Source organism: Streptomyces sp. NPDC091281 (genome assembly GCF_044757425.1).
GTDB lineage: Bacteria > Actinomycetota > Actinomycetes > Streptomycetales > Streptomycetaceae > Streptomyces.
In genome coordinates, this window is sequence record NZ_JBIVUY010000008.1 from 198,978 (window position 1) to 221,587 (window position 22,610).

Genomic DNA, 22,610 nt, shown 5'->3' on the forward strand with positions numbered 1-22,610 from the left:
GCCTTCACAGGCCGTGCACCGTTCGCGCGCGGGCGCGGCGCCGGACCACCGGACGCGCGGGCGGGAACCCCGCGCGTCCGCGGACCGCCCCCGCCGCTCCCCGGGCCGGGGCGAAGGTGCCGCACGCCCCAGTCGGGCCGCGCGCAGGGCGCAGTAGGCTTCGGCGCGAGAGCCGGAGCCCCTGAACCCATGGGGACACCCCAGCCCGAGGAGCGCCCCGAATGAGCCTGACCCTGAGGACGATCAGCCGCGAGCAGCATCTGGCGTACATCCAGAGCCTGCCGTCGGCGAGCCACATGCAGGTTCCGGCCTGGTCGGATGTGAAGGCCGAGTGGCGGTCGGAGAGCCTCGGCTGGTTCGACGGCAGGACCGGGGAACTCGTCGGCGTCGGTCTCGTCCTCTACCGGCAGCTCCCCAAGATCAAGCGCTACCTGGCCTACCTGCCCGAGGGCCCGGTCATCAACTGGTACGCGCCGAACCTGACGGAGTGGCTGGAGCCGATGCTCGCCCACCTCCGGCAGCAGGGCGCGTTCTCGGTCAAGATGGGCCCGCCGGTGATCATCCGGCGCTGGGAGGCGGGCTCCATCAAGGCGGGCATCCAGAACCCGGACGTGAAGCGGCTGCGGGACATCGAGGCGGACTTCATCGAGCCGCGCGCCTTCGAGGTGGCCGACAAGCTGCGCCGGATGGGCTGGCAGCAGGGCGAGGACGGCGGCGCCGGTTTCGGTGACGTCCAGCCGCGCTACGTCTACCAGGTGCCGCTGGCGAACCGCTCGCTGGAAGAGGTCCACAGGAACTTCAACCAGTTGTGGCGCCGCAACATCAAGAAGGCGGAGAAGGCGGGCGTCGAGGTGGTCCAGGGCGGCTACCACGACCTGGAGGAGTGGCAGCGCCTCTACGAGATCACGGCGGTCCGCGACCACTTCCGGCCGCGCCCCCTCTCGTACTTCCAGCGGATGTGGACGGCCCTCAACACCGAGGACCCCAACCGCATGCGGCTGTACTTCGCCCGGCACAACGGCGTCAACCTGTCGGCGGCGACGATGCTGATCGTGGGCGGCCACGTCTGGTACTCCTACGGCGCCTCCGACAACATCGGCCGTGAGTTCCGCCCCTCGAACGCCATGCAGTGGCGGATGCTGCGCGACGCCTACGCGCTCGGCGCGAGCGTCTACGACCTGCGAGGCATCTCGGACTCGCTGGACGAGTCGGACCACCTGTTCGGCCTGATCCAGTTCAAGGTCGGCACCGGCGGCCAGGCGGCCGAGTACCTCGGGGAGTGGGACTTCCCGCTCAACAAGCTGCTCCACAAGGCGCTCGACATCTACATGTCGCGGCGCTGACCGCAGCACCACGTCCGGCACGCTGCTGCGGTACCGGCACCGCGGCACCCGCACGCCCCACCTCCGCACCACCCCAGCCACGAGAAAGGTTCCAGGTCCGGCCATGGCGCTCACGCTCTACGTCGACACCGCGCGCTGGCGGGCGCATCACAAGCACGTGCAGGAGCAGTTCCCGGGACTGGTCCCGGTCTGCAAGGGCAACGGCTACGGCTTCGGCCACGAGCGGCTGGCCGAGGAGGCCACCCGGCTCGGCTCGGACATCCTCGCCGTGGGCACCACGTACGAGGCCGCGCGCATCAAGGACTTCTTCAGCGGCGACCTGCTCGTCCTGACGCCGTACCGGCGCGGCGAGGAGCCCGTGCCGCTGCCCGACCGGGTCGTGCGGTCGGTCTCGTCGATCGACGGCGTGTACGGCCTCGTGGGCGCCCGTGTGGTCATCGAGGTGATGTCCTCGATGAAGCGGCACGGCATCAGCGAGCAGGACCTGCCGCAGTTGCACGCCGCCATAGAGAACGTCCGCCTGGAGGGCTTCGCCATCCACCTGCCGCTGGACCGCACCGACGGCTCGGACGCCGTCGAGGAGGTCATCGGCTGGATGGACCGCCTGCGCGCGGCCCGGCTGCCGCTGCACACCATGTTCGTGAGCCACCTCAAGGCCGACGAACTCACCCGGCTCCAGCAGCAGTTCCCGCAGACCCGCTTCCGCGCCCGCATCGGCACGCGGCTGTGGCTCGGCGACCACGACGCCACGGAGTACCGGGGCGCCGTCCTGGACGTCACGCGGGTCGCCAAGGGCGAGCGCTTCGGCTACCGGCAGCAGAAGGCGGCCTCGGACGGCTTCCTGGTGGTCGTGGCGGGCGGCACGTCGCACGGAGTGGGCCTGGAGGCTCCCAAGGCGCTGCACGGCGTCATGCCGCGCGCCAAGGGCGTCGCACGGGCCGGCCTGGCGACCGTGAACCGCAATCTGTCGCCGTTCGTGTGGGGCGGCAAGCAGCGCTGGTTCGCGGAGCCGCCGCACATGCAGGTGTCGATCCTCTTCGTGCCGTCCGACGCGCCGGAGCCGACGGTGGGCGACGAGCTGGTGGCGCACCTGCGGCACACCACGACGCAGTTCGACCGGCTGATGGACCGCTGAGACCCCGTCGAGGAGGTTTCCGACGCACCGGCCACACCAGCGCTTCGACAAACCGGCGAAAGGCCCGTCCACGGGAGTTCCGTGGACGGGCCTTTCGTACGAACCGGGCGGTGTGCTGCCCGCCGTTGGGGGACGCTGTTCGCTCAGGGTGAACCGGGCGTCGCGTCCTCCTTGCCCCACGCGACCGGCAGACCGTCGGCGGTCGCCGTGTGCCGCCTGCCGCGGGCGGCGGCTCCGAGGACGAAGACGTCCTCCGCCCGGTCGAGCACACCGCCCGAGGGATCGTCGTCACCGGCCCGCCGGACGACGTCCCGCTCCGGGAACAGGATGTCCCGCACCACCACGACGCAGAGGTAGAGCGTGCCCAGCAGGTGGACGCCGATCGCCCAGTGGTAGCCGTCGGTCGGCAGTCCCTTGTGGGCGTCTCCGCTGGTCGTGTACGCCAGGTACAGCCAGATGCCGAGGAAGTAGGCCACCTCGCAGGCCTGCCAGATCAGGAAGTCCCGCCACTTGGGCCGGGCCAGCACCGCCAGCGGCACCAGCCACAGGACGTACTGCGGCGAGTAGACCTTGTTGGTGAGGATGAAGGCCGCCACGATCAGGAAGGCCAGCTGGGCGAAGCGCGGTCGGCGCGGAGCCGTCAGCGCCAGCACCGCGATGCCGAGGGCACAGGCCAGCACGAGCAGCGTGGCGAGGGTGTTGACGCTGTCGGTGGTCAGGGGGTCGCTGGAGTTCTGCGCCAGGATCAGCCAGAAGGAGCCGAAGTCCACGCCACGCTCCTGGCTGAACGTGTAGAACTTCGACCAGCCCTCGAAGGCGAAGAGCATCACCGGCAGGTTCACCAGGAGCCAGGCGAAGACCGCCCCGCCCAGGGCCGCCCCGAAGTCCCGCCACTTGCCCGCCCGCCAGCACAGCACGAACAGCGGGCCGAGCAGGAAGACGGGATAGAGCTTGGCGGCCGTGGCCAGCCCCAGGAGGACGCCGAAGGCGAGCGGGCGGCTCCGGGACCACATGAGCATCGCCGCGGCCGTCAGGGCGACCGCCAGGAGGTCCCAGTTGATGGTGGCGGTCAACGCGAAGGCAGGCGCCAGGGCGACCAGCAGTCCGTCCCAGGGCCGCCGGGCGTGGGTCCGGGTCACGCAGACGGCGATGACGGCCGCGCAGGCCATCAGCATCCCCGCGTTGACCATCCAGTACCACTGGCCCTGGTGCTGGACGCTGCCGCCGCCCGGCGTCAGCCAGCTGGCCACCTCCATGAACACACCGGTGAGCACCGGGTACTCGAGGTACTGCATGTCACCGGGGAGCCGGTCGAAGTACGGCACGAGGCCGTCGGCGAACCCGCGTCCCTGGTACAGGTGCGGGATGTCCGAGTAGCACGCGTGCGTGTACTGGGAGACGGCGCCGAAGAACCAGCCGCCGTTGTAGCAGGGCGCTTTCTGGACCAGGCCGAGGGCGAACATCCCGATCGCCACGAGCACGACGACCCGGACGGGGGAGAGCCACGAGGTCCCGGTGAGGGCTCGCCGTCCGAGCGGGCCACCGATCAGCTCGCTTCCGGCGGCGGCCACCTCGTCGTCCCTGGTCGGCCGGACCGCATCCGGTTCGGGCACGCGCACTGGCGTCGATTCTGCACTGGGCATGGGCCACATCCTGCCGTACGGCCCGGGGGACCCGGCGGAAACACCGAGGGCCGCCCCGCCTGGTACGGCGGGACGGCCCTCGTTTCACGTGAACATCCGCATGTTTCACGTGAAACGCCCGTCTCGGGCGAAGCGGCGATGACCTGGCTAGCCGTCGGCGCCTCCGAAGAAGCCACCGCCGCCTCCGTCGGCTCCCCCGTTCTCGCCGCCCCTGACGGCTTCCTCGCTCTCGGAGGTCGACGGAGACGGATCGGTGCCGCCTCCGGGCCCGCCGTTCTGGCCGCCGTTGTTCTGGCCACCGTTGTCCTGCCCGCCGGCGGGGTTCTCGCAGCCGAAGAAGGTGGTGCAGGTCTCGCTCGGGGAGGGCGAGGTCTCCGGCTCGGGCTTGCTGGTGCTCGGGGACGGGGACGGGCTGGGTTCCTCGGACTCCGTGACCGACGGGGTCGGCGTGGGCTCCGGCTCCTCGTTGACGACCTCACCGATGGGCTCGGGCGTCGGGAAGCCCTTCTTCGGCAGCCCCTTCATCGCCTCGGCCATGTAGTCGTGCCAGATCTCCGCGGGGAAGGAGGCGCCGTGGATCTTCTCCTGGCCACCCGTTCCGAACATCTCCAGGAACGTGCGGTTCTTGTTGGACTCGTCGTCGTCGTACCGGAACATCGTGATCGCGGTGGACAGCTGCGGGGTGTAGCCGACGAACCAGGCCGACTTGTTGCCGTCGGTGGTACCCGTCTTGCCGGCCACCTCGCGGCCGGGCAGCTGGGCCGCGGTGCCCGTGCCCTTGTCGACCACGGTCTTGAGGATGTCCGTGACGTTGTCCGCGACCGCCGAGGTGAAGCCCTGCTGCGTCTCGGACTTGTGCGTGTAGATCACGCCGTCCTCGCTGGTGACCTTCTGCACGGAGTACGGGTCACGCTGCTTGCCGCTGGCGGCGAAGGTGGCGTAGGAGCCCGCCATCCGGATCGCGCTCGGGTCGGAGATACCGATGGAGAAGGAGGGGAAGCCCGCGCCGGTGAGGCTGCCCTCCTTGACGCCGGCGCTCGTGGCCGCCGCCTTCACCTTGTCCAGCCCGACGTCCATGCCGAGCTGCACGAAGGCCGAGTTCACCGACTCGCGCATCGCTTCGCGCAGGTCGATGTTGTACTTCGGCGCGGTGCCGTAGGAGGCCTGACCGTCATTGGTCTGGAGCCACTCCTGGCCCTTCTCGTTCTTCCAGACCGTGCCGTCGTAGTTCTTGATCTTGAGCTTGTTCTTACCGCTGAAGAGGCTCTTGGGGGAGACGATGGTGCGTTCGTCCTGGGCCTGCGAGGTACCCAGCTCCGGATCGCGCACGCCCCAGGTCATGGCCGCCGCCAGCACGAACGGCTTGAACGTCGACCCGACCTGGGCACCGGTCTGGTCGGAGTTGTTGGTGAAGTGCTTGGTCGCGTCCTGGCCGCCGTAGATCGCCTCAATGGCACCGGTCTCCGGGCTCACCGACGCGCCGCCGAACTGGACGTGAGTGTCCTTGTCGGGGCGCTTCTCCGGCTTGATGTTGGCCTTGTAGACCTTGGTGACCGCCTTCTCCAACTCGGCGACCTTCTTCCTGTCGAAGGTCGTGTAGATGGAGTAGCCGCCCTGCTGGAGCTTGTCCTGCGTGATCCCCGTCTCTTTGGTGTGGGTGATCACGTAGCTGTTGGCGAGGTCGACCAGGTAGCCGATCTGGCCGCTCAGCTGGGTGTTGGAGCGCGGGTTCTCCAGCTTGGGCAGCTTGGTGTACTTGGCCCGCTCGGCGGCGTCGAGGTGCTTGTACTCGACCATCTTGTCGAGCGTGTCCTGCATCTGGTTCAGCGCCCGCTGGGTGTTGGCCTGCGGGGTGGCGGCGGAGTTCACCGACTCGGCGCCGGCCGGGTCGTAGAGCGTGGCGCCCTTCAGGGTGGCGGCGAGGAGCGCGCACTCACCGGGGTCGAGTTTGATGGCGTCCTTGTTGAAGTACGCGCGGGCTGCCGCCTGGAGGCCGTAGGCGTTGCGGCCGTAGTAGGCGGAGTTGAGGTAGCCCTCGATGATCTGGCTTTTGTCCTGCTCCGCGCCGACCTTGATCGAGACGAAGATCTCCTTGAACTTCCGGGAGAGGGTCTGCGACTGGTCGTTGAGCATGGCGTTCTTCACGTACTGCTGGGTGATGGTGGAGCCACCCTGCGTCTGTCCGCCCTTGGCCATGTTGAGGACGGCGCGTGCGATGCCCTTGGGGTCGATGCCGCTGTCGTCGTAGAAGGTCTTGTTCTCCTGCGAGATCACCGCCCAGCGCATCGCCTCGGGGATCTGGTCGAGACCGATCCGCTGACGGTTGCGCTCACCACCGGTGGCAACCATCTGGCTGCCGTCCTTCCAGTAGTAGACGTTGTTCTGCGCGGTCGCCGTCTCGTCCACCTTGGGGACGGTGACCATCGCGTACCCGACACCCGCCACGGCGACCAGGCTGCCCACGAAGCCGACGAAGAGACCGGTCACCAGCCGCCAGGACGGCACCCAGCGCTTCCAGCCGTCCTTCGCGGCGCGCGGATAGTCGATCAGGCGCTTCTTCTCGGGCGTGGCGCGGCCCCGGCCGGGCTCGGCGCCTCTGCGACGGCCCCCCGCGCCTCTCTGTGCCGCGCGCCGGGCCTCGGCGCGGCCCCCCGTGGGCAGGGGGGCGTCTCCCGCTCCGTAGGAACCCGACCCGTACGAGCCGGAGGACGACTCGGTGGCGCCTCGCGGAGCCGCGCGGCGGCCGGAGGACGAGCCGGACTGGCCGCGTCGGGCCGCGGCACGTCCGCCATCCTGCGGCTGTGGCGGTTTGCGACGGTGCTCGCTCATCGAACGACTACTCCTCGGGCAGGCGCATCCGTACGCGCCTGGAAACGGCGGCTGGTTTCCTGTCCCCCCGAAGTACGGATGCGGTAGCTGGCGCATTCATCCGTACGGCACCGGAGGCCTCGACGCCCCCCGGCGTCTCGCGGGTCCCGGTGGTCTGCATGGCGCACAGACTACGCACCGTCTAAACCTGCCGAGGCCCGAAGTTCACCCCAAATCAGGCAACTTGCCTGCAACGAATCGGTGATGTGATCCCGTTCACCCTCTTCCCTCTTGTCGCATGCGGAAGGCCGTTCTATCGTCTTGATGTATCGAGTCGATACATCAGAGCGACATAAGGCCGTCGGGAGACCTCGTCACACGGGGCGCGGCAGAGAGGAGGCGACCTTGAGCCGGCGTTCCGGGATTCTTGAGTTCGCCGTCCTCGGCCTGCTCCGCGAGTCACCGATGCACGGCTATGAGCTGCGCAAACGGCTCAACACCTCACTGGGCGTGTTCCGCGCGTTCAGCTACGGGACGCTCTATCCCTGCCTCAAGACGCTGGTCGCCAACGGCTGGTTGATCGAGGAAGCGGCGAACGGACCCGAGGACGCTCTGGCCGCTCCGCTCACCGGCCGACGCGCCAAGATCGTCTACCGGCTCACCGCGGACGGCAAGGAACACTTCGAGGAACTGCTCTCGCAGACCGGACCGGACGCGTACGAGGACGAGACGTTCGCCGCGCGGTTCGCCTTCTTCGGCCAGACCTCCCGCGACGTGCGCATGCGCGTGCTGGAGGGCCGCCGCAGCCGTCTGGAGGAGCGCCTGGAGAAGATGCGCGCCTCGCTGACGCGCACCAGGGAACGACTCGACGACTACACGCTCGAGCTCCAGCGCCACGGAATGGAGTCCGTGGAGCGCGAAGTGCGCTGGCTGAACGAGCTCATCGAGAGCGAGCGGGCCGGACGGGACCTGAGGGGTCCCACCGGCGAGTCCGCTCAGCGGAACATCACATCTGGAACGACGGGCGGCCTGCCCCGCCCCGGGGACACCCCCGGGACGGATTCGCCCGGCGACACCGCCACGTGAGCGCCCACTCAGGGCCTCACTCGTACACACAGGGAGCAACCGGAATGGGTTCGGTTCGCGTAGCCGTCGTCGGCGTGGGCAACTGCGCCGCATCGCTGGTGCAGGGCGTGGAGTACTACAAGGACGCCGACCCGGCGTCCCGGGTCCCGGGCCTGATGCACGTCCAGTTCGGCGACTACCACGTCCGTGACGTCGAGTTCGTCGCCGCGTTCGACGTGGACGCCAAGAAGGTCGGTCTCGACCTCGCGGACGCCATCGGCGCGTCCGAGAACAACACCATCAAGATCTGCGACGTGCCCAGCACCGGTGTCACCGTCCAGCGCGGCCACACCCTCGACGGTCTCGGCAAGTACTACCGCGAGACGATCGAGGAGTCCGCCGAGGCCCCGGTCGACGTCGTCCAGGTCCTCAAGGACAAGCAGGTCGACGTCCTCGTCTGCTACCTGCCCGTCGGTTCCGAGAGCGCGGCGAAGTTCTACGCCCAGGCCGCCATCGACGCCAAGGTCGCCTTCGTCAACGCCCTCCCGGTCTTCATCGCCGGCACCAAGGAGTGGGCGGACAAGTTCACCGAGGCGGGCGTCCCGATCGTCGGTGACGACATCAAGTCCCAGGTCGGCGCCACCATCACGCACCGCGTCATGGCGAAGCTGTTCGAGGACCGCGGCGTCATCCTCGACCGCACGATGCAGCTGAACGTCGGCGGCAACATGGACTTCAAGAACATGCTCGAGCGCGAGCGCCTGGAGTCCAAGAAGATCTCCAAGACGCAGGCCGTCACCTCCCAGATCCCCGACCGGGACCTCGGCGAGAAGAACGTCCACATCGGCCCGTCCGACTACGTCGCGTGGCTCGACGACCGCAAGTGGGCGTACGTCCGCCTCGAGGGCCGCGCCTTCGGTGACGTCCCGCTGAACCTGGAGTACAAGCTCGAGGTCTGGGACTCCCCGAACTCCGCGGGCGTCATCATCGACGCGCTGCGCGCCGCGAAGATCGCCAAGGACCGCGGCATCGGCGGCCCGATCCTGTCGGCGTCGAGCTACTTCATGAAGTCCCCGCCGGTCCAGTACTTCGACGACGTGGCCCGCGAGAACGTCGAGAAGTTCATCCGCGGCGACGTCGAGCGCTAGACAGCACGCGCGCCGCACGCCAGTCACTCCTGCCAGGGCTGACGAAGGCCCCCGGGTCGTGTGACCCGGGGGTCTCGCCGTGTGTGAGGCTGTCCCCCATGGCCGTCGTCCGCGATCTCCGCGTTCTGCTGCGCTTCCGCGACTTCCGGCGCCTGCTCGCCGTCCGGCTGCTGTCCCAGTGCGCCGACGGCGTCTACCAGGTGGCCCTCGCCACCTATGTCGTCTTCTCCCCGGAGAAACAGACCTCCGCCACCGCGATCGCCTCCGCGATGGCGGTCCTGCTGCTGCCGTACTCCCTCGTCGGCCCGTTCGCCGGCGTCCTCCTCGACCGCTGGCGCCGCCGCCAGGTCTTCCTCTACGGCAACGTCCTGCGCGCCCTCCTGGCCTGCGCCACCGCGGTGCTGATGGTCGGCGGGGTGCCGGACTGGCTGTTCTACGCCTCCGCGCTCTGCGTCACCGCGGTCAACCGCTTCGTCCTCGCGGGCCTGTCCGCGGCTCTGCCCCGGGTCGTCGACGGCGAACGCCTGGTGATCGCGAACGCGCTCTCCCCGACCGCGGGCACCCTCGCCGCCACCGCGGGCGGCGGACTCGCCTTCGGAGTCCGCCTGCTGGTGGCGGACTCCGACGCCGCCGTCGTCCTGCTGGGCGCCGCGCTCTACCTCTGCGCCGCGCTCGCCTCGCTGCGACTGGCGGTGGACCTCCTCGGACCCGAGCGGGATCTCGTGCCACCGCGGCTGTCCGCCGCCCTGCGGGGCACCGCGCGGGGCCTCACGGCCGGGGTGCGCCACCTCACCGCGCCCGAACGCCGGCGGGCCGCGCGGGCGCTCGGCGCGATCACCCTGATGCGTTTCTGCTACGGCGCCCTCACCGTCCTGGTGCTGATGCTCTGCCGGTACGCCTGGTCCGACGACCCCGACGACGGGCTGGCCCTGCTCGGGCTCGCGGTGGGCATCTCGGGCCTCGGCTTCTTCGTCGCCGCCGTGGTCACGCCCGCCGCGGCGGGCCGGCTCGGGCCGATGCGATGGATCGTCGTGTGCTCGGGCACGGCGGCCGTGGTGGAACCCGCCCTGATGCTGCCGTTCCAGGAGGTCACCGCGCTGGTCGCGGCCTTCGTGCTCGGGCTGGTCACCCAGGGGGCGAAGATCGCCACCGACACGGTCGTCCAGTCGTCCGTGGCGGACGGCTTCCGCGGCCGGATCTTCTCCCTGTACGACGTGCTCTTCAACGTCGCCTTCGTCGCCGCCGCGGGGGTGGCGGCCCTGATGCTGCCCCCGGACGGGCGCTCGGTCGGGCTGGTCGTCACGGTCGCCGTGATCTACGGAGCCATTTCCAGCGCTATGGTCCGGTTTGAACGCCAGTAAGTGTCACATCAATGCCACAGAGCCCCTCTGGGCTGCACCATTGTCAGTGGAGCCCGGTAGCTTACGTGCGTCTTACATCGCGCCATTGTTCGTGCGCGCGCACCTTCGCGTTCTCCAGGGGGGACCCTCTCGTGACGACTCCGCCGCCTCAGGGCCAGAATCCGTTCGCCCAGCCGGGCCAGCAGCAGCCCTACGGCCCGCCCCAGGGCCAGGCCCCGTACCCGCCCCAGCCCGGTCAGCCCGGCTTCCCGCAGCAGCCCGCGGCTCCCTACGGCGCGGTCCCGCCCGCCCCGCCCCGGCGCAAGGTCAGCTTCAAGCTGATCAAGAACGTCGTCATCGTCCTCGCGGTGGTCGGCGTGGGCATCGGCGCGTACATATCGAGCCGCGACGACGCCAACACCGCGGCCGTGGGCGACTGCATGCACCGCGGCAGCAGCAGCGACACCAATCCCGACCTCGAGGTCGTCGACTGCAAGGACTCCAAGGCCCAGTACATCGTGCTGGCGAAGGTCAAGGGCACCTACACCCAGGTGACCGCAGACAGCAAGTGCTCCAGCGAGGCCAAGGACTTCCAGTACTCGTACACCGAGACGGGCGACGGCAGTAACTTCCTGCTCTGCCTCAAGGACTACAAGAAGTAGGCACCGCGCGGAACGCAGAAAGCACTCTGCGGAACGCACGAGGCAGTTACGGAGAGGGGCGGTGTTTCACGTGAAACACCGCCCCTCTCCGTAACTGCCGACTGGATGCGGGAGGGGGGGCATGTTTCACGTGAAACATGCCCCCCCTCCCGCATCCAGTCCTCAGGCCTGCTCGGACCACCACTCCTTGAGCGCCGTCACCGCCGCGTCATGACCCATCGGCCCGTGTTCCAGCCGCAGCTCCAGCAGGTGCTTGTAGGCCTGCCCCACGGCCGGGCCCGGACCGACGCCCAGGATCTCCATGATCTGGTTGCCGTCGAGGTCCGGACGGATCGCGTCCAGCTCCTCCTGCTCCTGGAGCTCGGCGATACGCGCCTCCAGCCCGTCGTAGGCGCGCGAGAGCGAAGCCGCCTTGCGCTTGTTGCGCGTCGTGCAGTCCGAGCGGGTCAGCTTGTGCAGCCGGTCGAGGAGAGGCCCCGCGTCTCGGACGTACCGGCGGACGGCGGAGTCGGTCCACTCGCCGGTGCCGTAGCCGTGGAAGCGCAGATGCAGTTCGACCAGCCGGGAGACGTCCTTCACCAGCTCGTTGGAGTACTTCAACGCGGTCATGCGCTTCTTGGTCATCTTCGCGCCGACCACCTCGTGGTGGTGGAAGGAGACCCGTCCGTCCTGCTCGAACCGGCGGGTGCGCGGCTTGCCGATGTCGTGCAGCAGCGCGGCCAGCCGGAGGATCAGGTCGGGGCCTTCCTCCTCCAGCGCGATCGCCTGCTCCAGCACGATCAGCGTGTGGTCGTAGACGTCCTTGTGCCGGTGGTGCTCGTCGCTCTCCAACTGGAGGGCGGGCAGCTCGGGCAGCACGTGCGCGGCGAGCCCGGTGTCGACCAGCAGGGCAAGGCCCTTCCGTGGGTGGGCGGAGAGGATCAGCTTGTTCAGCTCGTCCCGGACCCGCTCGGCGGAGACGATCTCCAGCCGCCCGGCCATCCCGGTCATCGCCGCGACGACCTCGGGGGCGACATCGAAGTCGAGCTGGGCGGCGAACCGGGCGGCCCGCATCATCCGCAGCGGATCGTCGGAGAAGGACTCCTCGGGCGTTCCCGGCGTCCGCAGCACCTTGGCCGCGAGGTCCCCCAGACCGCCGTGCGGATCGATGAACTCCTTCTCCGGCAGCGCCACGGCCATGGCGTTCACCGTGAAGTCCCGACGGACGAGGTCCTGTTCGATCGAGTCGCCGTAGGACACCTCGGGCTTGCGCGAGGTGCGGTCGTAGGCCTCGGAGCGGTAGGTGGTCACCTCGATCTGGAAGACGCGGTCGACGTCCCCGGTGCGGGCCTTCTTCTGCACGCCGACGGTGCCGAACGCGATGCCGACCTCCCACACGGAGTCCGCCCAGGGCCGGACGATCCGCAGGACGTCCTCGGGCCGGGCGTCCGTGGTGAAGTCGAGGTCGTTGCCGAGCCGGCCGAGCAGCGCGTCCCGCACCGACCCGCCGACCAGGGCGAGGGAGAACCCGGCCTCCCGGAAGCGGCGGGCGAGGTCGTCGGCGACCGGCGCGACCCGCAGCAGCTCGCTCACCGCGCGGTGCTGCACCTGGTTCAGGACACTGGGACTGTCTTCGTTGGCGTTCGGCACAACAGAAGAGGGTACGTGGCCCCGCACTCCCGGGGCGCCCCGATTACGGTGGGGCGGCGCCTCCCGCAACCACCGCACAAGCGCATCTTTCGTGATCTGGGCAACGTATGCCGTGTCTCCTCCGCATAGGCGTATATAGGGGACAGGCGGTCTGCGTCACTGGATCTTGTGGAGCGGACCGCGGCACTTCCCCTCAGCGGGCATCGTTACCATGCGTGGACGCACATTCCGACGACCACTGACGACGACGAGGGACGGACGAGCGCGTGGCCGAGGCGGCAGACTTCCCGGGGATGACTCCCTCACCTGCCCGCCAGTGGCTGCGGCGCACCGGAGCACTGCTCGCGAGTGCGCCCCTGCTGGCCGGTCTGCTCCAGCTGCCCGCGTCCCCGGCGCACGCCGCGACCCCCGCGGCGCCCTCCGCGGCGGCCGACAAGGGCGGTGTGGCCGTCGCCGTGGACACGCTGACCCCCTCCGCGCCGCGCGAGGGCGACACGCTGACCGTCTCCGGCACGGTGACCAACAAGGGCAAGCGGAACGTCACCGACGCCCGGGTGGAGCTGCGGATCGGCTCCGCGCTCACGACCCGGTCGGCGATCGACGCCGCCGTCCGGGAGTCCGACGACACCACGGCCCCCTCCGGCACGCCGCTGGACGACAAGTACGGCGCCGAGTTCGCCAAGCTCACCCCCGGCGTCGCCGTTCCGTTCAGTTTCTCCGTACCCGTCGATGACCTGGATCTCGGGGACGACGGCGTCTACCCGCTGGGCGTCGCGCTCTCCGGGGAGACGGCGGCCAAGCCCTGGGAGCAGGTCCTGGGGGTCCAGCGCACGTTCCTGCCCTGGCAGCCCGACGCGGCGGACACCCGGACCCGGACGACCGTGCTGTGGCCGCTGATCTCCACCGCCCACATGACGGCCGAGACGGCGTCCAACGAACAGCAGACACCGGTCTTCCTCGACGACGAACTGGCCGCGGAGATCGCGCCGGGCGGCCGCCTCGAGCAGCTGCTCAGTCTCGGCAGGAACCTCGACGTCACGTGGGTGATCGATCCGGACCTGCTGGCGTCCGTCGCCGCCATGGCCAACGCCTACGACGTGCAGGACGGTGACGGCAGAAGGCCGGGCGGGCACCGGGAGGTCGCCGAGCGGTGGCTGGCGGATCTGCAGAAGGCGGTGCAGGGCAAGGAGGTCGTCGCGCTGCCCTTCGGTGACCCCGACCTGGCGTCGGTCGCCCACAACGGCACGACGGTCACGGGCACGCTGAGCCAGCTCAGGACCGCCACCGACGTGGCCGCGACCACGGTGGAGGGAGTGCTCCACGTGACGCCGAGCACCGAGTTCGCCTGGCCGGTGGACGGCGCCGTCGACCGGTCGATCGTCAAGGTGGCCACCTCGGCGGGCGCCGACAAGGTGATCGCCCGCAGCGACAGCCTCAGTGAGAGCGGCGGCCTGTCGTACACCCCGTCCGCGGCCCGGCCCATCGGTGGCGGCACCACGGCGGTGGTCGCGGACTCCCGGCTGTCGCGGGCCTTTGAGGGCGACCTCACGAAGGCCTCCACGTCGACGCTGGCCGTTCAGGAGTTCCTGGCGCAGAGCCTGGCGCTGAACCTCCAGACGGACAAGCAGCGCAGCGTCGTCGTCGCCCCGCAGCGGATGCCGAGCGCGGCCCAGGCACAGGCGCTGGCGGCGGCGGTCACCGCGCTCCAGGGCGGCACCTGGTCGGAGCCCCAGCAGCTCACCGCCGCCGCGGCGGCCAAGCCGGACCCGGATGCCACCACGAAGGTGCCCTCCCGGTCGTCCTACCCGTCCGCGCTCGCCAAGCGGGAGCTGTCCCGGTCCGCGTTCGTGGAGATCGCGACCACGCAGGAACGGCTGGACAACTTCAAGCTGATCCTCACCGACCAGTCCCGCGTGGTGACCCCCTTCGGCCGGGCGATCAACCGGGAGATGTCCACCTCCTGGCGGGGCCGCGGCGCCGAGGCGAGCAGCTTCCGCCAGGGCGTCCAGACGTACCTGACGACCCTCACCGACCAGGTCAAGCTGATCGAGAAGTCGGAGACCAAGCTCTCCGGCCGCAGCGCCACCATCCCGGTCACCGCGCAGAACGACCTGGTGCAGGGCGTCAAGGGGCTCGTCCTGCGGCTCACCTCCACCAACCCGACCCGGCTGGAGATCGGCGGGAAGGCCTACGCCGAGCAGCGCATCTCCGTCTCCGGCGGCCACAGCACGTCGGTGAAGTTCGACACGTCCGCCAACGCCAACGGCCAGACCGCGGTCGTCGCCCAGCTGTACACCGCCGACGGCCGCCCCTACGGCGCGCCGGTCACCTTCGACGTGCGGGTCACCGAGATCACGGCGACCGTGATGCTCGTCATCGGCGGCGGCGTCCTACTGCTGGTGCTGGCCGGGTTCCGGATGTACACGCAGCGCAAGCGGGCGGCGGCGCGGGCCTCCGACCCGTCCGACGACGACGGCCCCGGCCCGTCGGACACCACCGACGCGTCCCCCGCCGCCCCGGCCGCGCAGGACCGCCCCGGCGGGGAAGCGGCCGCCCGGCCGGAGCCGGACGCCCCCGTGCAGCCGAGTGACGGGGCGCCGGACACCGCGGTGGAAAGCGGCGACCCGTCCGCGACGGGTGAGAGAGTGGACCGTTGAGGATGTCGTGGCCGGTCGGCCCGGGACGATGAGGTGGGGTAGCCATGAACGCGCCGTACGACGGTGATCGCGGCCAGGGCGCGGGCGGTTCGGGATCATCCCCCGAGGGTCCGCCGCCCGAGCAGGGCCAGGTGCCGCCGCAGCACCCCGCGGACATGTACCTCCAGGACGCCTACGACCAGGACCCGTACCGGGCCCAGGACCTCACCGCGCAGGACCCGGTCGCGGAGGCGCTGTACGACCGTGCCGCGCACCCGCCGCCCCCGCCGGCCGTCCAGCAACCCCAGCAGCCGCTGTACGGCCGCCCGCAGCAGTCCCCGTACGCGCCCGACCCGCGAGTGTGGGCGCAGACCCCGGCGCCGGAGCCGGAGGGGCCCACGCAGTACCTGCCGTACGGCGACGACCCGCGGACGACGCAGTTCGTGGGGGTGGACGACCTCGTGTCGCACTCCTCCGGTGAGCGGCACGAGCCCGACGCGTTCGCCCACCTCTTCCGCGACCAGCAGCAGGGCGGGACCGGCACCCGCGCACCGGCCGACCCGGTCGCCGTGCCCGGCCCGGCCCACGCCCCCCAGTACCAGTCGCCCACCGCCCCCGCGGCGCCGCCCGCTCCGGGCGGACCCGGCGCCGACCAGACCATGAACCTCTTCGGCGGCCCCGCCGAAGGAGACGCACCGGCGGCGGCTCCGGCGCCCGCCCCCGCCGCGAAGAAGGGCGGCCGGGCCTCCGGCCTGCTGAAGTCCAGCGCACTCATGGCGGCGGGCACGATGGTGTCCCGCCTCACCGGCTTCGTCCGGTCCGCGATGATCGTCTCCGCGCTCGGTCTCGGCCTGCTGGGCGAGTCCTTCCAGGTGGCCTACCAGCTGCCGACGATGATCTACATCCTGACCGTCGGCGGCGGCCTCAACTCGGTCTTCGTGCCGCAGCTCGTCCGCGCCATGAAGGACGACGAGGACGGCGGCGAGGCGTACGCCAACCGTCTGCTGACGCTGGTGATGGTGGCGCTCGCCGCCCTCACGGCGCTCGCCATGCTCGGGGCTCCGCTCCTGGTCGGCGCGATGTCGAACTCGCTGTCCTCGAACCCCGAGGCCAACGAGACCGCGGTCACCTTCACCCGCTACTTCCTGCCGTCCATCTTCTTCATGGGCGTCCACGTGGTGATGGGCCAGGTCCTCAACGCGCGCGGCCGGTTCGGCGCCATGATGTGGACGCCGGTCCTGAACAACATCGTCATCATCGTGACGCTCGGCTCGTTCCTCTGGGTCTACGGCACCGCGGCCGACTCGAAGCTGACCGTCGACACCATCCCCGCCGAGGGCGTACGCCTGCTCGGCGTCGGTGTCCTGCTGGGACTGGTCGTCCAGGCGCTCGCGATGATCCCGTACCTGCGCGAGACCGGTTTCCGGCTCCGCCTGCGGTTCGACTGGAAGGGCCACGGCCTCGGCAAGGCCGCGATGCTCGCCAAGTGGACGATCCTCTTCGTCCTCGCCAACCAGGCGGGCGCGCTCGTCGTCACCCAGCTCGCCACCGCATCCGTCAGCGACACCGGCATCGAGGGCACCGGTTTCAGCGCCTACGCCAACGCCCAGCTGATCTGGGGCCTGCCGCAGGCCATCATCACCGTCTCCCTGATGGCGGCCCTGCTACCCCGTATCTCCCGCTCGGCCGCCGAGGACGACGCCGGGGCCGTCCGGGACGACATCTCCCAGGGCCTGCGCACCACCGCCGTCGCCATCGTGCCGATCGCCTTCGGCTTCGTCGCCCTCGGCGTCCCGATGTGCACCCTGATCTTCGGCTCCTCCGGGACCAGCGCGGCCACCAACATGGGCTACATGCTGATGGCCTTCGGCATCGGCCTGATCCCCTACTCCGTGCAGTACGTCGTCCTGCGCGCCTTCTACGCCTACGAGGACACCCGCACCCCCTTCTACAACACCGTCATCGTCGCCGCGGTCAACGCGAGCGCCTCGGCGGTCTGCTTCCTGCTGCTGCCCGCCCGCTGGGCCGTCGTCGGCATGGCCGCCTCCTACGGCCTCGCGTACGTCATCGGCGTCGGCATCGCCTGGCGGCGCCTGCGCAAGCGGCTCGGCGGCGACCTGGACGGCAACCGGGTGCTGCGCACCTACACCCGGCTGAGCATCGCCTCCGTCCCGGCCGCGCTGCTGAGCGGAGCGGTCTGCTACGGCGTCAGCAAGTACCTCGGGCAGGGCGTGTTCGGCTCGCTCGTCGCCCTCGTGGTCGGCGGGGCTGTCCTGCTCGGAGTCTTCTTCGTGGCCGCCCGCCGCATGCGCATCGAGGAGCTCAACTCGCTCGTCGGCATGGTCCGCGGGCGTCTGGGTCGTTGACGCGGAGGGTAGGCGCACAACCATCGTCCGCCGCCGTGTGTCGTGCATAGCGCCGGACTGTGGGCACAATTGGTTTCGGCGTCGGACGGCACGCACGAGGTCCGGCGGCGCGCGCATGGAGTGGGGAGGCAGGAACGACGGTGGCGGAACCGAGTACGGCTGCCGTCGACGTGGCAGACAACAGCGGTGACGAACCGCTGACCGCACAGGCGGACCAGTCCACGGCCGACGGTGTGGCCAAGAACCGGGAGCGGGACACGGACAGCGACGAGGCACAGGGGAGTGGCGGGACCGGGCGTCCCGGCAAGTCCTCGGCGCCGGAACTGCACAGCGGGCACAAACTCGCCAGACGCTACCGGCTCGAGGACTGCGTCACCCGCCTGGACGGTTTCAGCAGTTGGCGCGCCGTCGACGAGAAGCTCCGGCGCGCCGTCGGCGTCCACGTCCTGCCCGCGGACCACGCACGGGCCCGTTCCGTTCTCGCCGCCGCCCGCTCCTCGGCGCTGCTCGGCGACCCCCGCTTCGTCCAGGTGCTGGACGCCGTCGAGGAGAACGACGTCGTCTACGTCGTCCACGAATGGCTGCCCGACGCCACCGAGTTGACCACGCTTCTCGCTTCCGGGCCGCTGGAGCCGCACGACGCCTACCAGATGGTCAGCCAGGTCGCCTCCGCGATGGCGGCCGCACACCGCGAGGGCCTCGCGCACCTCCGGCTCAATCCGAACGCGGTGCTGCGCACCTCCTCGGGCCAGTGGCGCATCCGCGGCCTCGCCGTGAACGCCGCCCTGCGCGGCGTGGTGTCCTCGACCCCCCAGCGCACCGACACCGAGGCGATCGGCGCCCTGCTGTACGCGTCGCTCACCCAGCGCTGGCCGTACGAGAACGACGCCTACGGTCTCTCCGGGCTGCCCAAGGACATCGGCCTGATCGCACCGGACCAGGTGCGCGCCGGTATCCACCGGGGCCTGTCCGAGCTGACCATGCGGGCGCTCGTCAACGACGGCGCGACCGCGTCCCGGCACGAGGCCGCGTGCACCACTCCGGAGGAACTGGTCAAGGCGATCGGGGACCTGCCCCGCATCCGGCCCCCGGAGCCCGCGTTCACCGCGCCCCCCGAGTACCAGCGCACGACCTATCAGCAGGGCAGCTACGGCCGCTCCTCGGCGCGGCCGCGCGACACCCAGGTGGTGCCGACTCCGCCGCCGCCGCTCCAGAGCCGGACCGGCAAGGCCCTGAAGTGGGCGGTGTCGGCCCTCCTCATCGCGGCGCTCGGACTCGGCAGCTGGCAGCTCGCGGACGCCCTCATGGAGCAGGGCGACAGTTCCGACGGGACGAACCAGACGCAGACCACGGACGACGGCGACAAGGCCAGCACCGCGCCGAAGCCCGTCCAGCCCATCAAGATCGAGGACGCCCGGGAGTTCGTGGCGTCGGGCAGCGCCCAGCACCCCAACGACGTCGGTCTGACCTACGACGGCAAGAGCTCGACGTACTGGCGCACGGCGAGCTTCCACGCCGGGCCCAGCCTGGCGCCTTACAAGCCGGGCGTGGGGATCGTGTACGACCTGGGCTCCGAACGGGACGTCTCGGCCGCGACCATAGGGCTGCACTACAGCGGTGAGCACACCACCGTCGACCTGTACGCGGCCGACTCGCTGACCCCGGCGTCGCTCGACGCGATGAAGAAGATCGGCGGGGCCACCACGACGTCCGCCTCGGCCACGGTGAAGGTGACCAAGCCGGTCAAGACGCGGTACGTCCTGGTCTGGCTGACGGCGCTGCCGTACGCTTCCGGCGACCAGTACAGCGACGCCGGTTACAAGCAGGCCATCACCGACCTCGGGTTCACGGGCTGACGGCTCGCGGCGGAAGGGGGTCCGATGGCCGACGGCGCCGGATACGACGGGACGAGCGATCAGGATCTCCTCGCCCGCCACGTCGAGGGTGATCCCGAGGCCTTCGGTGAGCTGGTACGGCGCCACCGGGACCGGCTGTGGGCCGTGGCCCTGCGGACCCTGCGGGACCGCGAGGAGGCCGCCGACGCCGTCCAGGACGCCCTGGTCTCCGCCTACCGGGCCGCGCACACCTTCCGGGGCCAGTCCGCGGTGACGACCTGGCTGCACCGGATCACGGTCAACGCCTGTCTGGACCGGGCCCGCAAGGCCGCCTCCCGCAAGACGTCCCCGGTCGACGACACCGAGCGCCTGGAGCAGCTGCTGGAGCCGCACGAGTCCGCCTCGGCACCCGCCGAGCGCCACGACGTGCACCGGCAGCTCGTCGAAGCGCTCGGCACCCTGCCGCCCGACCAGCGTGCCGCGCTCGTCCTGGTCGACATGCAGGGCTACCCGGTCGCCGAGGCGGCCCGGGTGCTCGACGTGCCCACCGGGACGGTGAAGAGCCGCTGTGCACGGGGCAGAGCCAGACTCCTGCCCCTGCTCACGCATCTGCGGCCGGAGGGCCACACCGGAGCGAAGGGGAGCGGAGCGGAGCAAAGGCCGGGTGAACAGCCGGGCGACGGGCCGCCGGAACAGAACCGGGGACTCCGACGGAACCGGGCGGAGGGGACATCCGTCCCACCCTCGGCGGCACCGCGTGACACGGGTCCGGACGGTGCCGGCACCGGTGATTCAGCGGCTGTGAAGGGCGGAGGTGGACGAGGGTGACACCGATGACAGAGGCGGACGGGCACCCGGACGTCACGGAGATCTCCGATCTCACCGAGGGCCTGCTGCCTTCCTCCCGGAGCGCGGAGGTACGGCGGCATCTCGACGACTGCCCGCTCTGCGCGGATGTCCACACGTCGCTGGAGGAGATCCGCGGCCTGCTGGGCACACTGCCCGGCCCGGCCCGGATGCCGGACGACGTCGCCCGGCGGATCGACGCCGCGCTCGCCGCGGAGTCCCTGATCGCCGCCACGGCTCCGGAGCAGCACGCCCGACAGGCCACGACGGACGACACCGCGGTGGCAGCGGACGAAGACCCGGCCGCGCCCCCTACGGAGAACCCCATGCCGACGGGCCGAGCCGTCGACCATGTTTCACGTGAAACATCGGCCTCTGCCGCGCGGTCCACGGGCCCCCGCCGCGGTACGGCCGCGACCGGTCCGGGCCGCAAGGAGCGCAGGCGACCGGGGCGCCGCCGGGTGGCGGCGCTCGGCGCGGTGTTCGCCGTGGCCGCTCTCGGCCTGGGCTCGGTGCTGGTCTCGACACTCACGGACGACGACTCCCCCGGCGAAACGGCGCGTCCTCAATCCACCGTCGCGGACACCTTCTCCGCGAACGGGCTGGAGCAGAAGGTCTCCGCGCTCCTCGCGCAGGCGCCACAGCCTCGGACCCTCCATACCCTCGGAGTGGAGGGGGAGGAGGGCGATGCCGGGCTGGCGAGCCCGAAGACCGAGCGGCAGCCGACCGTGCCGTCCTGCGTCCAGCAGGGGCTCGACAGGAACGACGCGGCGCTCGGCGTCGAACCGGGGACCTTCCGGGGCGGGCCCGCTCTGCTCGTCGTCCTGCCCGACACCTCCGACAGCACCCGGGTCACCGCGTACCTCATGGACGCGACCTGCGTCGACCGCCCGTCCACCGGCCCGGCGAAGGTCCTGCTCAAGGACTCCTACCCCCGCTCCTGAACGACAGCGGTCCGTCGCTCGACGACGGTGGGGCATGTCTGCCGTCGGCTCACCGTCACAGGACCCCCGTGTGCCCGGACACAGCGGGAATGCACGCCCCTTAGTATCCGTTGGGTGGGGTGAGAGTTCCCAGTGGCTCCCACCGGTCGAACGATGCAGACCAGAGACGAGGAATCAAGCCGTGAGCGACGTCCGAAACGTGATCATCATCGGCTCCGGGCCCGCCGGCTACACGGCGGCGCTGTACACCGCGCGAGCGTCGCTCAAGCCGCTGGTGTTCGAGGGAGCCGTCACCGCGGGCGGTGCGCTGATGAACACCACCGAGGTGGAGAACTTCCCCGGCTTCCAGGACGGCATCATGGGCCCCGAGCTCATGGACAACATGCGCGCCCAGGCCGAGCGCTTCGGCGCCGAGCTGGTGCCGGACGACGTCGTCTCCGTCGACCTCACCGGTGAGATCAAGACCGTCACCGACACCGCGGGCACCGTGCACCGGGCCAAGGCGGTCATCGTCACCACCGGTTCCCAGCACCGCAAGCTCGGCCTGCCCAATGAGGACGCGTTGTCCGGCCGCGGTGTGTCCTGGTGCGCCACCTGTGACGGCTTCTTCTTCAAGGACCACGACATCGCGGTGATCGGTGGCGGTGACACGGCGATGGAGGAGGCCACCTTCCTGTCGCGCTTCGCCAAGTCTGTGACGATCGTCCACCGCCGGGACACCCTGCGCGCCTCCAAGGCGATGCAGGAGCGCGCCTTCGCCGACCCGAAGATCAAGTTCGTCTGGGACAGCGAGGTCGCGGAGATCCAGGGCGACCCGAAGCTCGCCGGGCTGAAGCTGCGCAACCTCAAGACCGGTGAGATCTCCGACCTGCCGGTGACGGGCCTCTTCATCGCGATCGGCCACGACCCGCGCACCGAACTCTTCAAGGGCCAGCTCGACCTGGACGGCGAGGGCTACCTGAAGGTGGCCGCGCCCTCCACGCGGACGAACGTGACCGGTGTCTTCGCCGCCGGTGACGTGGTCGACCACACCTACCGCCAGGCGATCACGGCGGCCGGTACCGGTTGTGCCGCCGCGCTCGACGCCGAGCGCTTCCTCGCCGCCCTCGCCGACGAGGAGCAGGCGGAGCCCGAGAAGACCGCTGTCTGAGCCTCGTCGCCGTCCGACTCCCTCCCGCCCCACCGCACACCCGTCAAAAAAGGAGCCCGC

At 70.5% G+C, this 22,610-nt stretch carries 15 protein-coding genes; 12 read left to right on the top strand and 3 right to left on the bottom strand.

Going from position 1 to position 22,610, the window contains the following annotated elements; translation table 11 throughout:
- Positions 1–221 precede the first annotated feature (221 nt).
- Together ACIQPQ_RS22120 and ACIQPQ_RS22125 are read left to right on the top strand one after the other, a co-directional pair.
- Entirely contained in the window at positions 222–1,343 is a 1,122-nt protein-coding gene (locus tag ACIQPQ_RS22120; protein WP_401306149.1) for a lipid II:glycine glycyltransferase FemX, read from the top strand.
- A 103-nt stretch (positions 1,344–1,446) separates the two neighbouring features.
- Entirely contained in the window at positions 1,447–2,478 is a 1,032-nt protein-coding gene (locus tag ACIQPQ_RS22125) for an alanine racemase (RefSeq protein WP_383768165.1), read from the top strand.
- Between the two features lie 143 nt (positions 2,479–2,621).
- On the opposite strand, the gene ACIQPQ_RS22130 is transcribed toward ACIQPQ_RS22125, so the two are convergent.
- Positions 2,622–4,130 carry a glycosyltransferase family 87 protein gene (locus ACIQPQ_RS22130; RefSeq protein ID WP_401306151.1) on the bottom strand — a complete coding sequence of 503 codons (1,509 nt, stop codon included), beginning with the start codon at positions 4,128–4,130 and terminating at the stop codon, positions 2,622–2,624.
- 138 nt (positions 4,131–4,268) lie between these two features.
- Entirely contained in the window at positions 4,269–6,950 is a 2,682-nt protein-coding gene (locus tag ACIQPQ_RS22135; RefSeq protein ID WP_401306152.1) for a transglycosylase domain-containing protein, read from the bottom strand.
- A gap of 384 nt (positions 6,951–7,334) precedes the next feature.
- Between ACIQPQ_RS22135 and ACIQPQ_RS22140 the strand changes: the two genes are divergently transcribed.
- The 4 genes from ACIQPQ_RS22140 (at position 7,335) to ACIQPQ_RS22155 (ending at position 11,144) form a co-directional block, all read left to right on the top strand.
- Complete coding sequence (locus ACIQPQ_RS22140; RefSeq protein WP_401306153.1) at positions 7,335–8,015, top strand: helix-turn-helix transcriptional regulator; 681 nt, start codon at positions 7,335–7,337, stop codon at positions 8,013–8,015.
- Between the two features lie 44 nt (positions 8,016–8,059).
- Positions 8,060–9,142 carry an inositol-3-phosphate synthase gene (locus tag ACIQPQ_RS22145; RefSeq protein WP_401306155.1) on the top strand — a complete coding sequence of 361 codons (1,083 nt, stop codon included), beginning with the start codon at positions 8,060–8,062 and terminating at the stop codon, positions 9,140–9,142.
- A 98-nt stretch (positions 9,143–9,240) separates the two neighbouring features.
- Complete coding sequence (locus tag ACIQPQ_RS22150; protein WP_401306157.1) at positions 9,241–10,503, top strand: MFS transporter; 1,263 nt, start codon at positions 9,241–9,243, stop codon at positions 10,501–10,503.
- Positions 10,504–10,634: 131 nt separating this feature from the next.
- On the top strand, positions 10,635–11,144 hold the full coding sequence (locus ACIQPQ_RS22155) for a hypothetical protein (RefSeq protein ID WP_383768149.1): 510 nt from the start codon (positions 10,635–10,637) through the stop codon (positions 11,142–11,144).
- Between the two features lie 162 nt (positions 11,145–11,306).
- Here the strand turns inward: ACIQPQ_RS22155 and ACIQPQ_RS22160 are convergent, their stop codons facing one another.
- A complete protein-coding gene (locus tag ACIQPQ_RS22160; protein ID WP_401306158.1) occupies positions 11,307–12,773 on the bottom strand; it encodes a CCA tRNA nucleotidyltransferase in 1,467 nt (488 codons plus the stop codon).
- Between the two features lie 266 nt (positions 12,774–13,039).
- On the opposite strand from ACIQPQ_RS22160, the gene ACIQPQ_RS22165 reads away from it, so the two are divergent.
- The 6 genes from ACIQPQ_RS22165 (at position 13,040) to trxB (ending at position 22,550) form a co-directional block, all read left to right on the top strand.
- Positions 13,040–15,430, top strand: a complete 2,391-nt coding sequence (locus ACIQPQ_RS22165) for a DUF6049 family protein (RefSeq protein ID WP_401306160.1) — start codon at positions 13,040–13,042, stop codon at positions 15,428–15,430.
- A gap of 44 nt (positions 15,431–15,474) precedes the next feature.
- Positions 15,475–17,775, top strand: coding sequence for a murein biosynthesis integral membrane protein MurJ (murJ, locus tag ACIQPQ_RS22170; protein WP_401306161.1), 2,301 nt, complete (start codon positions 15,475–15,477; stop codon positions 17,773–17,775).
- Positions 17,776–17,915: 140 nt separating this feature from the next.
- Positions 17,916–19,631 carry a serine/threonine protein kinase gene (locus ACIQPQ_RS22175; protein ID WP_401306162.1) on the top strand — a complete coding sequence of 572 codons (1,716 nt, stop codon included), beginning with the start codon at positions 17,916–17,918 and terminating at the stop codon, positions 19,629–19,631.
- Between the two features lie 24 nt (positions 19,632–19,655).
- Positions 19,656–20,438 (top strand): RNA polymerase sigma factor SigM, encoded by a 783-nt coding sequence (gene sigM / locus ACIQPQ_RS22180; RefSeq protein WP_401306164.1) that lies wholly within the window; start codon positions 19,656–19,658, stop codon positions 20,436–20,438.
- A complete protein-coding gene (locus ACIQPQ_RS22185; RefSeq protein ID WP_401306166.1) occupies positions 20,435–21,400 on the top strand; it encodes an anti-sigma factor family protein in 966 nt (321 codons plus the stop codon). The genes sigM and ACIQPQ_RS22185 overlap by 4 nt, the downstream gene beginning before the upstream one ends.
- Before the next feature lie 181 nt (positions 21,401–21,581).
- Positions 21,582–22,550 carry a thioredoxin-disulfide reductase gene (gene trxB / locus ACIQPQ_RS22190; RefSeq protein WP_401306168.1) on the top strand — a complete coding sequence of 323 codons (969 nt, stop codon included), beginning with the start codon at positions 21,582–21,584 and terminating at the stop codon, positions 22,548–22,550.
- Positions 22,551–22,610: the final 60 nt, after the last annotated feature.